The sequence below is a fragment of the Salipiger bermudensis HTCC2601 genome (assembly GCF_000153725.1).
GTDB lineage: Bacteria > Pseudomonadota > Alphaproteobacteria > Rhodobacterales > Rhodobacteraceae > Salipiger > Salipiger bermudensis.
This window is the reverse complement of record NZ_DS022276.1, coordinates 1,155,954-1,170,567: the sequence shown is the minus strand read 5'-3', so window position 1 is coordinate 1,170,567 and position 14,614 is coordinate 1,155,954. Positions and strand designations below refer to the sequence as shown.

The window sequence follows — 14,614 nt, the reverse complement described above, 5'->3', positions numbered from 1 at the left end:
CAACATCATGAATGCGCGGGTATTTTGACCGAAACCACATTCTGCTGCGCCCAGGCCGCAGAGATGCTAAAGACAGACCGTACCGGAATAGAGAGCAAAGACCGATGACCACCGACCCCACGCCGCTGCCCTTCCTTTGTCGCAAGACCCCCGCAAGCGGATCGCAGGGCGTGGTGGTGACCAACCACCCGCTGGGCTCTGCTGCCGGCCACGAAATGATGGCGCTCGGCGGCAATGCCGTCGACGCGGCGGTTGCGGCATTGCTCACTCTGACCGTGGTCGAGCCGATGATGGTCGGTATCGTCGGCGGTGGCGTCTCGCACCTGCGTCTGCCCGACGGTACCCACAAGGTCTATGACTGCCTGTCGCAGGCCGGTGCCTCGGCGACCCCCGAGATGTTCACCCCGGTCTCTGACGCGCTGCCCGACTACATGGAGACCGCCGGCCGCCGGAACCTCGTCGGGGCCTCCTCGGTGGCGGTGCCCGGCAACCTGCGCGGCTGGTGCCAGATGCACGCGGCCCACGGCGCGCTGCCCTTCGCCGACGTGATTGCCCCAGCGATCCGTCTCGCCGCAGGCGGCTTCCCGGTGACCAGCTACCTGTCGTCGAACATCGAGCGCCACGCCGAGGACATGTCGAAGGACCCCGAGATCTCACGCCATTTTCTTCCCGATGGCAGCCCGGCCAAGCCGGGCCATCGCCTCGTGCAGGCCGACTACGCCGAGAGCCTGAAACTGGTTGCCACGGAAGGCGCCGAGGCGCTGCATGGCGGCGCGCTGGGGGCGGCGCTCGTCGAGGCGCTGGCCACCGGCGGCGAGGATGCCGGCCATGTCTCGATGGCCGATCTCGAGGGTTACACCGCGCGCGTGCGTGACGCGATCTTCGGCAGCTATCGGGGCCACGACATCGTCGGCCCGCCGCCGCCTGCCTCCTCGGGGGTGCACGTGGCGCAGATGCTCAACATGCTCGAGGCCTATGACCTCAAGGCGATGGGCTTCGACAACCCGGAGCGGCTGCACCTGCTGGCCGAGGTGATCCGGGTGGGCTTCGAGGACCGCCGCGCTGCCTCGGGCGATCCGGATTTCGTCGACATCCCCGTCGAAAAGCTGATCTCCAAGGACTACGCCGAGGCCTGCCGCGCCCGCATGCGCCCCGCGGGCGGCGCCGGACACGTGCCGCCGGGCTACGAGAGCAACAACACCACCCACATCACCGTGGCGGATCGCGACGGCATGATCGTCTCGGCCACCCACACCATCAACGGGCTCTTCGGCGCGCGCTTCATGGTGCCGGGCACGGGCATGATCCCCAACAACTACATGTACAATTTCGACCCGCACCCGGGAAAGGCGCTGTCGATCGCGCCGGGCAAGCGGGTGCCAACCTCGATGGCGCCGATGATCGTGCTGAAGGACGGCAAGCCGAGCTTTGCTCTGGGGCTGCCGGGCGCGGTGCGGATCTTCCCCTCGGCGATGCAGGCCATCGTCAACCTGATCGATTTCGACATGACCCCGCAACAGGCGGTCGAGGCACCTCGGATCTGGACCGAGGGCGCCCATGTGGAACTCGAGCCGGGCTATGCCCATCACGAGGAGGCGTTGGCGGCGATGGGGCACGAGATGAAGATCGTGCCGCATATCGGCGGCGGCATGAACGCCATCGCCTTCGGGCCGAATGGTGAAATGACCGGCGCCGCCTGCTGGCGGGCAGACGGAACCGTCTCGGCGCTTGGCGGCGGCCTTGCCGATGCCGGCATTGCGTTCCACATCTAGGCCGTGAGTCGCACGGGCGGAAAGGCGAAGCCATGACAGAACAAAAGACACTGCTGCTGACCGGCGCGAGCCGGGGCATCGGCCATGCCACCGTGAAGGTGTTCCAGGCAGCGGGCTGGCGGGTGCTGACCGTGTCGCGCACCGCGTTCGATTCGCGCTGCCCGTGGCACGCGGGCTCGACCGACCATTTCCAGGGCGATCTGGCCGACGCGGACGCGCGCGCCGACCTTGTGGCGCGGGTGCGCGAGACGCTGGGCGAGGGCGGCTTGCACGCCATCGTCAACAATGCCGGGATTTCGCCCAAGGGCGAGGACGGCGCGCGGCTCGGCATCGCCGAGAGCAGCGACGAGGTCTGGCAGCAGGTGCTGTCGGTCAACCTGTTGGGGCCGGCGGCGTTGATGCGCGACCTTCTGCCGGAGCTCGAGCAGGCGCGCGGCGCGGTGGTCAACGTGGGCTCGATCGTGGGCAAGCGGGTGCACCCCTATGCCGGCGCGGCTTATGCTTGCTCGAAGGCGGCGCTCGACGCGCTGACCCGCGAGGCGGCGGCCGAGCTTGGCCCCCGCGGCGTGCGGGTGAACCTCGTGACGCCGGGCGAGATTGAGACCGAGATCCTGTCGCCGGGCACGGAAGAGATGACCGAGATCATCCCGCTGCGGCGGCTGGGCAAACCCGACGAGGTGGCACGGGTGGTGCTGTTCCTGTGCTCGGAGCAGGCCTCCTACGTCAACGGCGCCTCGGTCGACGTGAATGGCGGCCAGCACGCCTGAGGATTTGGGGATTTGAGTTGCGAGGCCCTCGCCGCAATTTTCTGCGCCGGGGGCCTTGTCGTCTTGGGGCAATCGAGCGGAGACCAGCGCGGAATCAAGGCCGCAGGCTGCCTCTCACACATCGCGTTCTGCGATGTGTTGCCGGCAGGCGTTTGCAAGCAAACGCCGAGAGGCGCGCCATTGTCGGGCTGCCCCCGGACCGGCGATTTGGTCGGGCTGGGTGCCGAGCTGTGAGGTCCTTCGGGTTTGGCGGGGATAAATCGAGGGATTCTGCACTGGTATCGCCGATCCGCGGCCCGACGATGCGCGGCGGCGTCCTGATCCCGAAAGGTCGTACCCTCTCAAAGATCGAACAGCGTCGCCGTGGCGTAGGCCGGGGCCAGCAGCGCCCGGCGCCAGCGGCCCAGCGGAAAGCGGCGCGGGGGATGACGCATGACCTCGGGGTAGGGCCCGCGCGGCGGTTTGCCCTGCACCAGATCGGCCAGCACCATGCCCGTGTGGCTCGCCATGGCGACGCCGTTGCCGTGATAGCCCATGCCGGCAAACAACCCGGGATGATCCGGTACCGCGCCGGCGAAGGGCGTCAGGCTCGCCATCAGGCACACCAGCCCGTCCCATTCATGGGTGATCTCGACATCCTGCCAGGCCGGGAACATGCGGGCGAAATCGGCACGGATCTTGCGCGAGATCGAGTCCCGCGCCCGCGGCGTCGCGGTCAGCCCGCCGCGCATCCCGAACAGGAACCGCCCGTTCGGCATCAGGCGGAAGTAATGCAGCAGCACCCGCGTGTCATAGGCCATCTGGTGCGAGCTCCAGCCCTGCGCGTCGATTTGCTCCTGCTCCAGCGGGGCTGTCACGATGACGCTGGACTGTACCGGCAGGTAGCGGGCGCGCAGCCAGTCGGGCAGGTCTTCCGAGGAATAGCCGTTGGTGGCGAGGATCACGCGGTCGGCAGTGACCGTGCCGTGCGGGGTTTCGAGCTCCCAGCGCGCACCCCTGCGCAGCGCGGTGACCGGGCTGTGGCCGTGCAGCACGGCCCCGGCAGACTGGGCGGCGCGGGCGAGCCCGGCATGGTACTTGCGCGGGTTGAGCGCGATGCCGATGGGCGTGGTCATGGCGCCGAAAAACGGCCCCGAAAGCCCTTGCGCCGCCATCTCCTCGAGCTCGATGAGCTGCGGGGTGACGCCGTATTCGCGCTCGGTCTCCTCGATCCCGTCGCGCAGCTTGGCGAAGGCGCGCGGCGAGTGGGCGATCAGGGTCTCGCCCTCGGAATGGGTGTCAGCCTCGATGCCGTGCGCGTCAATCAGGCCGCGCGCGGTGGCGACGGCGGCCTTCTCGGTGGCGCGCCAGCCGCGCAGGGCGGACTCGCCGTAACGCCGGCGCAGGTAGCCGCTCGAGCCCTTGGACCCGCCGAGGCAGCAGAACCCGCCATTGCGCCCCGAGGCCCCGTAGCCCGCGTGACCGGCCTCGAGCACGGTGACCTCGACCCCGTCCTGTGCAAGGTGAAGCGCCGCCGAAAGGCCGGTGAACCCGCCGCCGATGATCGCGACCTCGCTGTGGCGCGGGCCGGGCAGGGCCGGCCAGTCGTCGCCCTCGACCGTATCGGCCCAGTAGCATTTGCCCTGTGGCCCGTAGGCCGGGGCCTCGTAAATACGTTTCATTCGTTGCGCTCGGCCGCCTGTTCGTCACGCGCCTGCGCCACCGCCGCCCGCTTGGTCACGATCGAGGCGGTGATGACGCCGACGGTGACGATGCCGATCAGGAGGGTCGAGAGCGCGTTGATCTCGGGGCTGACGCCGAGACGCACCGCCGAGAAGATCTTGATTGGCAGGGTGGTGGCCGAGGGGCCGGTGGTGAAGCTCGCGATCACCAGGTCGTCGAGCGACAGGGTGAAGGCCAGCAGCCAGCCCGAGATCACCGCGGGTGCGATGATCGGCAGGGTCACCAGCCGGAACGCCTCGAAGGGCGAGCAGCCAAGATCGAGCGCCGCCTCTTCGAGCGAGCGGTCGAAGCTGGTGAGCCGCGACGACACCACCACCGAGACGTAGCACATCGAGAAAGTGGTGTGGGCCAGCACGATGGTCAGCACGCCGCGATCGAGCCCGATGCCGATGAAGAGCAGCAGCAGCGACAGGCCGGTGATTACCTCGGGCATGACGAGCGGCGCATAGATCATCCCCGAGAACAGCGTGCGGCCCCGGAAGCGCCCGGCGCGCACCAGCACGTAGGCCGCCATGGTGCCAAGCACCGTGGCGATGGTCGAGGAGAACACCGCGACCTTGAGCGTCACCCAGGCGGCGTCGAGGAACTCTTCGTTGCGCAGAAGCTCGCCGTACCACTTGGTCGAGAAGCCGGCCCAGACGGTGACCAGGCGGCTCTCGTTGAAGCTGTAGACCACCAGCAGGACCATCGGGAGATAGAGGAAGGCGAAGCCGAGCGTCAGCGACGTGACGTTGAACCAGGAAAAGCGTCTCATCCTTCGGCCTCCCGTGCCTTCTGCTCGTTGCGCTGGAACAGGATGATCGGGATGATCAGGATCAGCAGAAGGATCACCGCCACCGCCGAGGCCACCGGCCAGTCACGGTTGGAGAAGAACTCCTCGAACAGCACCTTGCCGATCATCAGCGTGCCGGAGCCGCCGAGCAGCGAGGGGATCACGAATTCGCCGATGGCCGGGATGAACACCAGGAAGCAGCCGGCGATGATGCCGTTGCGCGAGAGCGGCCAGGTCACCAGCCAGAAGGCGGCGAGCTTGGAGCAGCCGAGATCCTCGGCGGCCTCGATCAGGCTTTCGTCCATCTTCTCGAGCGCCGAGTAGATCGGCAGCACCATGAAGGGCAGATAGGTGTAGACGATGCCGATATAGACCGCGGTGTTGGTGTTCATGATCTGCAGCGGCGTGTCGATCACCCCGAGCCAGAGCAGCACGGTGTTGAGCGTGCCCTCGTTCGACAGGATTCCCATCCACGAATAGACACGGATCAGGAACGAGGTCCAGAACGGCAGGATCACCAGCATCAGCAGGGTCGGGCGCCATTCGTTCGGGGCGCGCGCCATGCCGTAGGCGATGGGATAGCCCACCAGCAGGGTCAGCAGGGTCGAGACCAGCGCGATCTTGAGCGAGCTGACATAGGCCTTCCAATAGAGATCGTCGGTGGTCAGGAAGACGAAGTTCTCGAAATCGAGCTCGGAGAAGAAGGCGCGCAGCCCCTCCCAGCCAGCGCTGAGGTCGAGTTGCGGCGTGTAGGGCGGTCGGGCCAGCGCCACGTCCGACAGCGAGATCTTGAGCACGATCACGAAGGGAACGAGGAACAGGATCAGCAGCCAGAAATACGGGATGGCGATCAGGGCGAAGCGGCGCATGGCTTACTCCTCGAGCACGACGCCGGCGGTCTCGGTAAAGCCGATCCAGACCGCGTCTTCCCAGGTAATGTGCCGGTTCGAGAGACGCCGGGCGTTGACCATCTGCGCCTTGACCATCTGCCCGCTGGCCAGCTCGACATGGTAGGTCGAGATGTTGCCGAGATAGGCGATGTCGATGACCTTGCCGGGCAGCACGTTGGGCCGGTCGGGCTTTTCGAGGTCGATGGTGACCTTCTCGGGCCGGATCGACAGGGTCACCGGCTTGCCGTCGAGCGCCGGATCGCCATTTGCGGCGATGATCGGCGGCTGGCCTTCGGCCCAGTCGATGAGGATGCCTCCGGGCTTGATCGCCGGCTTTGGCGCCGGGGCGGGAGCCGGCGCGGGTTTTGCGGCGGCTTTGGCCTCGGCCTTGCGGGCCGCGGCGAGCTCTTCGGGGCTTGGCGGGGGCAGTTGCGGCGTTGCGAGGTCGCGCTGGCCCATGAAGCGGGCGAAGACCTTCTTGTACAGCCACTCGCCGCGCGCGTTGGGGGCGGGCAGGCGAGCGTCGGTCTGGACCTTGGCCTGCGCGGTGGCCTCGGGGGAAGTCCCCTCCACCGCGGGCGCGGCGTCTTCGACCGCGGCCGGAGCGGGCTCCGGGGCGGGCGCCTCCGGCTCGGCAGGGCGCGGTTTGGCGGTACCGGGAATGAGGTTCACGTCGCCGATGAAATCCGCCACGTAGACCGAGTTCGGCGCCTCGTAGATCACGTCGGGCGTGTCGACCTGCACCAGCCGGCCCTCGTCCATCACCGCGATGCGGGAGGCCACGGTCATCGCCTCTTCCTGGTCGTGGGTCACGATCACGAAAGTGGTGCCGGTCTTTTCCTGAATGTCCATCAGCTCGAACTGCGTTTCTTCACGCAGCTTCTTGTCGAGCGCGCCAAGCGGCTCGTCGAGCAGCAGCAGTTTCGGCGCCTTGGCGAGGCTGCGCGCCAGCGCCACGCGCTGCCGCTGGCCGCCGGAGATCTGGTGCGGCTTGCGCCTGGCGAACTTGGTCAGGCGGGTGAGGCGCAGCATCTCCTCGACGCGCTCCTCGATCATCGCCTTGTCCTTGCTCTCGCGCCGCAGGCCGAAGGCGATGTTGTCCCAGATCGACAGGTGCGGGAACAGCGCGTAGCTCTGGAACATCATGTTCACCGGGCGCTTGTTCGGCGGCACGTTGATGATGTCCTGCCCGCCCAGCCAGATATGGCCCTCGGTGACGCTCTCGAAGCCCGCGAGCATCCGCATCATCGTCGTCTTGCCGCAGCCCGAGGGGCCGAGCAGGGCGAAGAACTCGCGCTCGTAGATGTTGAGCGAGAGATCGTCGATCGCGGTGAACTCGCCGAAGCGCTTGGTCACATTGCGAAACTCGATGAGAGGCTTCTGCTCTGGGTCTTCCCAGGGGGCAAAGACGGTCTGGGCCATGTGCGGGATACGTCCTGTCAGAGAAAGGCCCGCGCCTTCGCAAAGGCGCGGGCCGGTCAGTCGCGGATCAGGTGCCGGACTTGATCTTGGTCCAGAGGCGCGTGACGGTGCGCTGCACGCGGGGCTCGTAGGGCGTGGTGGTGTAGGTGTTCTCCATCGCCTCCGGCGTCGGGTAGATCGCCGGATCGCCGATCACGTCCTCCTCGAGATACTGCTGCGAGGCCTCGTTGCCGTTGGCGTAGTAGACGTAGTTCGACGCCGCCGCCATGTTCTCGGCATCCATGATGAAGTTCAGGAAGGTGTGCGCCGCCTCGGGGTTCGGCGCGTCGACCGGAATCGCCATCTGGTCGAACCACATCTGCGCACCCTCGTCGGGGGCATAGTAGGACACCTCGACGCCGTTGTCGGCCTCGGCGGCGCGGTCGCGGGCCTGCAGGATATCGCCGGACCAGCCGACCGCCACGCAGACGTCGCCATTGGCCAGCGCGTTGATGTATTCCGAGCTGTGGAATTTCTGGATGTAGGGGCGGATCGGCATGAACACGTCTTCGGCCTTGGCGATCACGTCGGGATCGTGGCTGTCAGGATCCTCGCCGATGTAGTTCAGTGCCGCCGGGATCATCTCGGCCGGGGCGTCGAGGAACATCACGCCGCATTCGGCGAGCTTTTCCATGTTCGCCGGATCGAAGACGAGGTCCCACGAGGTCACGGGGGCGTCTTCGCCGAGGATCTCGCGCACCTTGGGTTCGTTCACGCCGAGGCCGGTGGTGCCCCACATGTAGTTGATGGCGTATTCGTTGCCGGGGTCGTATTTCGAGGTCCGGTCCGAGATCACGTCCCACATGTTGTCGATGTTGGGCAGCTTCGACTTGTCGAGCGGCTGGAACGCGCCGGCCATGATCTGGCGTTGCAGGAAGGTGCCGGTGGGCACCACCACGTCGTAGCCCGAGCCGCCGGCGAGCATCTTGGTCTCGAGCACCTCGTTGCTGTCGAACACGTCATAGATCAGGTCGATGCCGGTCTCTTCCTCGAACTTGGCCAGCAGGCTCTCGTCGATATAGTCGGACCAGTTGTAGACCCGGACCTCGTCGGCCTGCGCCAGTCCGGCGGTCAGGGCGAGGGTCGCGGTGAGGGTCAGAAAGGGTGTCTTCATCATGTGCTCCCGGTTGGTCATGGGGTCTTGCCGCCCCGTGGCCCCTGAATTTGATCAAATGTTGCACCCGTTGGCAACATGAGAGATGTTTCCACGGCCCAACATGCCGTGCAAGATGGCTTGGCGGGCGGTTTGGTCAAGCAGGAGGCAGATGGTGAATATGCGGGCAGACAGCGCGGGGCTCCCGACTCACGAGGTGGTCTACCGCCGCCTGCGGGACATGATTCTCTTCGGCGAACTCGCGCCCGGGCAGCCTGTGACGATCCAGGGGCTGGTCGAGCGGCTCGAGGTCGGCATGACCCCGGTGCGCGAGGCGCTGCGGCGGCTGATCGCTGAGGGCGCACTGGTGTTCCAGGGCAACCGGCGGATCACCGTGCCGGTGCTTGATGCGGCGGCGGTGGAGGAGCTGACGCTGGCGCGCGTGGCGCTCGAGCCGCAGCTGGCGCGGCGCGCGGCACAGCGCTGCAGTGCCGACGGCGTGGCGCGGCTACGTGCCACGGACGCGCGGCTCGATGCGGCGATCGGCAAGGGCGACGTCACCGGCTACCTCGTCGAGAATCACCAGTTCCACACCGAGCTGAACGAGATCGCGGGCGCACCGATTCTCACCGATCTGGTCGAGGGGCTGTGGCTGCGCTTCGGTCCGTCGCTGCGCGTGGTCTGCGGCCAGTTCGGCACCCGCAACCTGCCTGACTTGCACAAGGCCATCCTTGATGCGCTCGAGGCCCGGGATGCCGAGGCTGCGGCAGAGGCGATGGAGCAGGACGTGCGGCAGGGGATGGAGCAGATCGCGGCAGCGCTGGAGGGGTAGGGGCTGGCGCAAATGCGGCCCGCGTACGTCCAGGCTCAGCGAAACCGGTCGAGGTCGTCGTGCCATCGCCAGCCCGCTCGGGCGGGTCTTGCCGAAGGCAGGCCCTTCGCATGACGATAGCGCGGCGACACGGTCACGTGGAGGCGCTGCGCATCCGGCGGCGGTGCTGCCCTCGGCAACGTCGTGAAAGCCGCGATTCGATTGACAGGAAATAATTTGATCATATTCTGCGGCCAAACCCGTATTCCCAAGGAGGCGCGGCCATGACGCTGATTTCCACCAACACCCCCACCGCCGAGCTTCAGGCGCTGGACGCCGCTCACCACATGCACCCGTTCACCACCGGCGCCGACCTTGCGCGCAAGGGCGCGCGGGTGATCACCCGCGCCGAGGGCTGCTGGCTCACCGACAGCGAGGGCGAGCGCATCCTCGACGGCATGGCGGGCCTGTGGTGCGTCAACGTGGGCTACGGTCGCAAGGAGCTGGCCGCCGCCGCGGCGCGCCAGATGGAAGAACTGCCCTATTACAACACCTTCTTCCAGACCACGCATGTGCCGGCGATCCAGTTGTCGGCGCGGCTTGCGGAACTGGCGCCGGGCGACCTGAACAACGTGTTCTACGCCTCCTCCGGCTCGGAGGCGAACGATACCAACATCCGCCTCGTGCGCACCTATTGGGAAGAGAAGGGCCAGCCCGAGCGCAAGGTCATCATCTCGCGCTGGAACGCCTATCACGGCTCGTCGGTTGGCTCGGGCAGCCTTGGCGGCATGAAGGGCATGCACGCGCAGGGCGGCATGCCGATTCCCGACATTCATCATATCGACCAGCCCAACTGGTGGGCCGAGGGCGGCGACATGACGCCCGAGGAATTCGGTCTCGAGCGCGCGCGCCAGCTTGAGCAGGCCATCGAGGAGATCGGCCCCGAGAAGGTTGCCGCTTTCATCGCCGAGCCGGTGCAGGGCGCCGGTGGCGTGATCATCCCGCCGGAGACCTACTGGCCCGAGATCCAGCGCATCGTCGACAAGTACGGCATCATCCTGATTGCGGACGAGGTGATCTGCGGCTTCGGGCGCACCGGCAACTGGTTCGGCTCCGAGACCATGGGCATCAAGCCGCACATCATGACCATCGCCAAGGGCCTGTCCTCGGGCTACCAGCCGATCGGCGGCTCGATCGTCAATGACGAGATCGCGGGCGTCATCGGCAAGACCGAGTTCAACCACGGCTACACCTATTCCGGCCACCCGGTGGCCGCCGCCGTGGCGCTCGAGAACCTGCGCATCCTCGATGAGGAGGGCGTCGTCACCCGCGTCCGCGAGGAGACCGGCCCCTATCTCAAACAGAAATTCGAGGCGCTGGCCGACCACCCGCTGGTGGGCGAGGCCAAGATCTCGGGCTTCATGGGCTCTTTGGCGCTGACGCCGGACAAGGCCAGCCGCGCGCCCTTCGCCGCCGATGCCGGCACCGTGGGCTACATCTGCCGCGAGCGCTGCTTCGCCAACAATCTGGTGATGCGCCACGTGGGCGACCGCATGATCATCTCGCCGCCGCTGGTGCTCTCGAAGGATGAGATCGACACGCTGATCGACCGCGCGACCCGCTCGCTGGACGAATGCCATGCCGAGCTGAAAAAGCAGGGGCTGATGGTCGCCGGCACACACTGACCCTCACGGCTGGGGCACGCCCCCGACGCGAAAACACAAGAGCCCGGCGTCCAAGAGAGGGACGCCGGGCTCTTTCATGTCCTGACGGCCGCATCGGGGCGGTCCCGTGGCTCAGCTCACCTGATGCGGGGCGCCGGTGGCCATGTTGGTGCCGATATAGGGCTTCTTGGCGCCTTTCCACGCGCCGAAGCCGCCTTCCATGTGGGCGATCTTGGCAAAGCCGGCCTCGATCGAGGCCCGCGCAACCTTTTCCGAGCGCACGCCCGATCCGCAATGGAACACGATGCGCTTTTCGGTCTGCCCCGGCAGCTTCGCCGCCTTGAAGAAGGCCAGCGGCATCAGCAGCGCGCCCTCGATATGCTCGAACATGTATTCCTGCGGGGTGCGCACGTCGATCAGCACGATCTCGTTCTTGTCGAAGGCCTCCTGAACCTCGTCCACGGTCCAGGTTTCCAGAATGCTGTCGCCGACCTGTTCGGTTTTCATGGCGTGTGTCCTTTCGAACGTTGGGAACGGTTCCATTCGATAATTGGGATGTATCGCGCCGCTGGCAAGGGCAATGGGGGCGGAACTGGTCGTGGCACGGAAAAACCCGCAGCATTTTGCTGACGCCGTGGTGGGTGCCGGGATCACGCGATGCAAAGCCGGGGGATCTGGGCTTCTTGGGCCGGAGCCGAGCCCCGGGGCTCGGTCGCGTCGCGGGGCACGTCGGTCCGGGGGCTCAGCCGGCCGCCGGCACCGGGGCGCGGTTTTCCTTCACCGGCAGGTGGATGATCGCCGAAAGCGCGCCGACGCCCACGCCAATCCACCAGACCAGCGTGTAATCGCCATAGGCGTCGTACATCCGACCACCGAGCCAGACGCCGAGGAAGCCGCCAAGCTGGTGCGAGAAGAACACGATGCCGTAGAGCGTGCCCATGTAGCGCAGCCCGTAGAGATGCGCGACAAGGCCCGAGGTCAGCGGCACCGTGGCAAGCCAGAGCGAGCCCATCACGGCGGAGAACACGATCACCGTGGCCGGCGTGATCGGAAACATGATGAACAGCGCCGCGGCGATGGTGCGGCCGGTATAGATCAGCGCCAGCAGGTATTTCCGCGGGAAGCGCTTGCCGGCCCAGCCGGCGGCGAGCGTGCCGGCGATATTGGCGATGCCGATCACCGCGATGGCCCATGCGCCGAGCGCCGAGGTCGTGGTGATGCCCACCGAGTGCAGCACGCCCCCGGGCTGTATCGGGCCACACATCTCCTCGACGAAGGCCGGGAAATGCGCGGTGATGAAGGCCAGCTGGTAGCCGCAGGAAAAGAAGCCGATGAAGATCATCGCAAACGATGGATCGCGCGCGGCGCGCTTGAGGATCGTGCCCATGCTCTCCTCGATCTCGGCCTTGCTGGCCGCCGGCGCGCGCATCAGCGGCAGCGTGAGGAGCATCGCGAGGATGAGAGCGGCAAAGATCAGGAACACCGTCTGCCACGTGTAGAGCCCGAGCAGCGCCTCGGCCAGCGGCGCGCCGATCACCTGACCGGCGCTGCCGGCGGCGGTGGTGATCGCCAGCGACATCGAGCGGTTGTCGTCCGACGAGGCCCGGCCAACGACGGCGAGGATCACGCCAAAGCCGGTGCCGGCGATGCCGAAGCCCACCAGAACCTCGGCGCTCTGCATCCCAAGCGGCGTGTTGGCGCCGGCCGACAGCACGAGGCCCACCGCGTAGACGATGGCGCCGATGACGATGGCCTTGCGGTCGCCGATGCGCTCGGCCACGGCACCGAAGAGCGGCTGGCCGATGCCCCAGAACAGGTTCTGCAGCGCGATGGCGAGGCTGAACTCGGCGCGCGGCCAGTTGAACTCCTCGGCAATCGGGATCTGGAACACGCCAAAGCTCGCCCGGATCGCGAAGGACACGAGGATGATCAGGCACCCGACGATCAGGACCGGGGTGAAGATGCTGGGCTGCTTGGGCATGAGACGCTTCCTTTGCGGCGGTGCGGCGTCAACCTGAGCCGCGCCTCCGAAAGCGTCAATCGAAGAAATGTTACCGATACAATCATGTTTGCTGATGCTTGAGGCATCTACACTTTCCTGTCCGGGCAAGCTATGCGCGGGATATGACCACGCTGACCGACCTTTACGACGAACGCGTTGCCGAAGGGCACATCCTGCGCGATCCCGCGCAGGAAGAGGCGCTTCCCGAGTTCGAACGCATCCGCCGCGAGCTGGCAGAGGCGCCGGAGAAGCCCAAGCGCGGGCTGTTCCGCAAGGCCAAGGTGCCCGAGCCGCCGAAGGGGCTCTATCTCTGGGGTGGCGTCGGGCGTGGCAAGTCGATGCTGATGGATCTCTTTGTCGAGAGCCTCGACGTGCCGGTGCGCCGGGTGCATTTCCACGCCTTCATGCAGGAGATGCAGGCCGAGTTGCACCGTCTGCGCGGCGAAGGCGTCGACGATCCGGTCAAGCCGATGGCCAAGGGCGTGTCGGACGCCGTCAAGGTGCTGGCCTTCGACGAGATGCAGATCACCGACATCGCCGACGCGATGCTGGTCGGACGGCTTTTCGAAGAGCTGTTCAAGGCCGGCACGGTGGTGGTCACCACCTCGAACCGGGTGCCCGACGATCTCTACAAGGATGGGCTCAACCGGCAGCTCTTCCTGCCGTTCATCGACCTGATCAAGGAGCGCCTGGTGGTGCGCGAGCTGGCCTCGGAGCGCGATCACCGGCAGGACCGGCTGAAGGGGGCGAAGGTCTATTTTACCCCCATCGACCGCGAGGCGCGGGCCGAGATCGACCGGGTCTGGCAGGATCTGACCCACGGCAACGAAGAGGCGCTTGTGCTCACCATCAAGGGCCGCAAGCTCGAGCTGCCGCGCTACCACAACGGCGTGGCGCGGGCCTCGTTCTACGATCTCTGCGGCCAGATGCTTGGACCGGGCGACTACCTCGCCATAGCAGACGCGCTGCGCCTGCTGGTGCTCGAGAACCTGCCGCGGCTGGGACGGACGAACTTCAACGAGGCCAAGCGCTTCGTGACGCTGATCGACGCGCTCTACGAGGCCAAGGTAAAGCTCATCGTCTCGGCTGTGGACGAGCCCGAGAGCCTCTATATCGAAGGGCCGGGGGCCTTCGAGTTCGAGCGCACCGCCAGCCGCCTGCGCGAGATGCAGGCCGCCGATTGGGGCCACGGCCACTGAGGCCACCGGCATTGCCGCCGCGCGCCATAAAAAAGAGGGTCCCGAAGGACCCTCTCAGGCTGCTCGATTGATTATTATTGCCTGTTAGTAATGGGTTCGGAGGGCAGGCGCGGTGGCTGACATCGACGCTGAAATTGCGCGACGCTGGCTTCCGAAAGTTCTGTGAGTGGTTGAGTTCGCCGGGGCATTCGCCACGGAGCGCGCCGGTGCCGGGCGTCTGCGCCCATTGCATGACTGTACTCCGGTCCCGTCTGCGAGGCGATGCCGCGCAGGGGCGAATTGTGTCCCCATGTCCCTGTCCCTCAGGCTTGCGTGTGATCTTGCGCCACACGCTGCTTGTTTCATCAGCATAGGTGATTTTACGGAGAACCGTCAACATTTTGTGTCGCGGCCAAGAAGTATGTTTGAGTTATTGGACAACCCCAAGAGGTTGTGGCCGGAAACGCTTATCAATGAGGCGA

The 14,614-nt window shown here is 66.4% G+C and carries 12 protein-coding genes; 5 read left to right on the top strand and 7 right to left on the bottom strand.

Annotation, left to right across the window (positions count from 1 at the left end; genetic code table 11):
• Positions 1-104 precede the first annotated feature (104 nt).
• Together ggt and R2601_RS05590 are read left to right on the top strand one after the other, a co-directional pair.
• Positions 105-1,772 carry a gamma-glutamyltransferase gene (gene ggt / locus R2601_RS05595; RefSeq protein WP_007794839.1) on the top strand — a complete coding sequence of 556 codons (1,668 nt, stop codon included), beginning with the start codon at positions 105-107 and terminating at the stop codon, positions 1,770-1,772.
• A gap of 32 nt (positions 1,773-1,804) precedes the next feature.
• Positions 1,805-2,539: an SDR family NAD(P)-dependent oxidoreductase gene (locus R2601_RS05590; RefSeq protein ID WP_007794836.1), complete on the top strand. Its 735-nt coding sequence runs from the start codon at positions 1,805-1,807 to the stop codon at positions 2,537-2,539.
• 341 nt (positions 2,540-2,880) lie between these two features.
• Here the strand turns inward: R2601_RS05590 and R2601_RS05585 are convergent, their stop codons facing one another.
• The 5 genes from R2601_RS05585 to R2601_RS05565 form a co-directional block, all read right to left on the bottom strand.
• On the bottom strand, positions 2,881-4,200 hold the full coding sequence (locus R2601_RS05585; RefSeq protein WP_007794835.1) for an NAD(P)/FAD-dependent oxidoreductase: 1,320 nt from the start codon (positions 4,198-4,200) through the stop codon (positions 2,881-2,883).
• The gene (locus tag R2601_RS05580) at positions 4,197-5,015 is read right to left on the bottom strand and encodes an ABC transporter permease (RefSeq protein ID WP_007794832.1); all 819 of its coding nucleotides are present in this window, start codon (positions 5,013-5,015) and stop codon (positions 4,197-4,199) included. Before R2601_RS05580 ends, R2601_RS05585 begins: the two co-directional genes overlap by 4 nt.
• On the bottom strand, positions 5,012-5,902 hold the full coding sequence (locus tag R2601_RS05575; RefSeq protein WP_007794830.1) for an ABC transporter permease subunit: 891 nt from the start codon (positions 5,900-5,902) through the stop codon (positions 5,012-5,014). The genes R2601_RS05580 and R2601_RS05575 overlap by 4 nt, the downstream gene beginning before the upstream one ends.
• A gap of 3 nt (positions 5,903-5,905) precedes the next feature.
• On the bottom strand, positions 5,906-7,345 hold the full coding sequence (locus R2601_RS27750; protein WP_007794825.1) for an ABC transporter ATP-binding protein: 1,440 nt from the start codon (positions 7,343-7,345) through the stop codon (positions 5,906-5,908).
• Positions 7,346-7,412: 67 nt separating this feature from the next.
• The gene (locus R2601_RS05565; RefSeq protein ID WP_040545172.1) at positions 7,413-8,498 is read right to left on the bottom strand and encodes a polyamine ABC transporter substrate-binding protein; all 1,086 of its coding nucleotides are present in this window, start codon (positions 8,496-8,498) and stop codon (positions 7,413-7,415) included.
• A 151-nt stretch (positions 8,499-8,649) separates the two neighbouring features.
• Here R2601_RS05565 and R2601_RS05560 point away from each other — a divergent pair, with 151 nt between their 5' ends.
• Together R2601_RS05560 and R2601_RS05555 are read left to right on the top strand one after the other, a co-directional pair.
• The gene (locus R2601_RS05560; protein ID WP_007794821.1) at positions 8,650-9,309 is read left to right on the top strand and encodes a GntR family transcriptional regulator; all 660 of its coding nucleotides are present in this window, start codon (positions 8,650-8,652) and stop codon (positions 9,307-9,309) included.
• Positions 9,310-9,572: 263 nt separating this feature from the next.
• Positions 9,573-10,973 (top strand): aspartate aminotransferase family protein, encoded by a 1,401-nt coding sequence (locus R2601_RS05555; protein ID WP_007794818.1) that lies wholly within the window; start codon positions 9,573-9,575, stop codon positions 10,971-10,973.
• A gap of 111 nt (positions 10,974-11,084) precedes the next feature.
• On the opposite strand, the gene R2601_RS05550 is transcribed toward R2601_RS05555, so the two are convergent.
• Positions 11,085-11,459, bottom strand: a complete 375-nt coding sequence (locus tag R2601_RS05550; protein ID WP_007794817.1) for a rhodanese-like domain-containing protein — start codon at positions 11,457-11,459, stop codon at positions 11,085-11,087.
• Positions 11,460-11,694: 235 nt separating this feature from the next.
• Positions 11,695-12,933 carry an MFS transporter gene (locus R2601_RS05545; RefSeq protein ID WP_007794813.1) on the bottom strand — a complete coding sequence of 413 codons (1,239 nt, stop codon included), beginning with the start codon at positions 12,931-12,933 and terminating at the stop codon, positions 11,695-11,697.
• 143 nt (positions 12,934-13,076) lie between these two features.
• Here R2601_RS05545 and zapE point away from each other — a divergent pair, with 143 nt between their 5' ends.
• The gene (gene zapE / locus R2601_RS05540) at positions 13,077-14,153 is read left to right on the top strand and encodes a cell division protein ZapE (protein ID WP_007794811.1); all 1,077 of its coding nucleotides are present in this window, start codon (positions 13,077-13,079) and stop codon (positions 14,151-14,153) included.
• Positions 14,154-14,614: the final 461 nt, after the last annotated feature.

Excerpts from the sequence above, each read along its gene's own strand:
- ggt (WP_007794839.1), top strand. The coding sequence starts at position 105 with ATGACCACCGACCCCACGCCGCTGCCCTTCCTTTGTCGCAAGACCCCC.
- R2601_RS05590 (WP_007794836.1), top strand. The coding sequence starts at position 1,805 with ATGACAGAACAAAAGACACTGCTGCTGACCGGCGCGAGCCGGGGCATC.
- R2601_RS05585 (WP_007794835.1), bottom strand. The coding sequence starts at position 4,200 with ATGAAACGTATTTACGAGGCCCCGGCCTACGGGCCACAGGGCAAATGC.
- R2601_RS05580 (WP_007794832.1), bottom strand. The coding sequence starts at position 5,015 with ATGAGACGCTTTTCCTGGTTCAACGTCACGTCGCTGACGCTCGGCTTC.
- R2601_RS05575 (WP_007794830.1), bottom strand. The coding sequence starts at position 5,902 with ATGCGCCGCTTCGCCCTGATCGCCATCCCGTATTTCTGGCTGCTGATC.
- R2601_RS27750 (WP_007794825.1), bottom strand. The coding sequence starts at position 7,345 with ATGGCCCAGACCGTCTTTGCCCCCTGGGAAGACCCAGAGCAGAAGCCT.
- R2601_RS05565 (WP_040545172.1), bottom strand. The coding sequence starts at position 8,498 with ATGAAGACACCCTTTCTGACCCTCACCGCGACCCTCGCCCTGACCGCC.
- R2601_RS05560 (WP_007794821.1), top strand. The coding sequence starts at position 8,650 with ATGGTGAATATGCGGGCAGACAGCGCGGGGCTCCCGACTCACGAGGTG.
- R2601_RS05555 (WP_007794818.1), top strand. The coding sequence starts at position 9,573 with ATGACGCTGATTTCCACCAACACCCCCACCGCCGAGCTTCAGGCGCTG.
- R2601_RS05550 (WP_007794817.1), bottom strand. The coding sequence starts at position 11,459 with ATGAAAACCGAACAGGTCGGCGACAGCATTCTGGAAACCTGGACCGTG.
- R2601_RS05545 (WP_007794813.1), bottom strand. The coding sequence starts at position 12,933 with ATGCCCAAGCAGCCCAGCATCTTCACCCCGGTCCTGATCGTCGGGTGC.
- zapE (WP_007794811.1), top strand. The coding sequence starts at position 13,077 with ATGACCACGCTGACCGACCTTTACGACGAACGCGTTGCCGAAGGGCAC.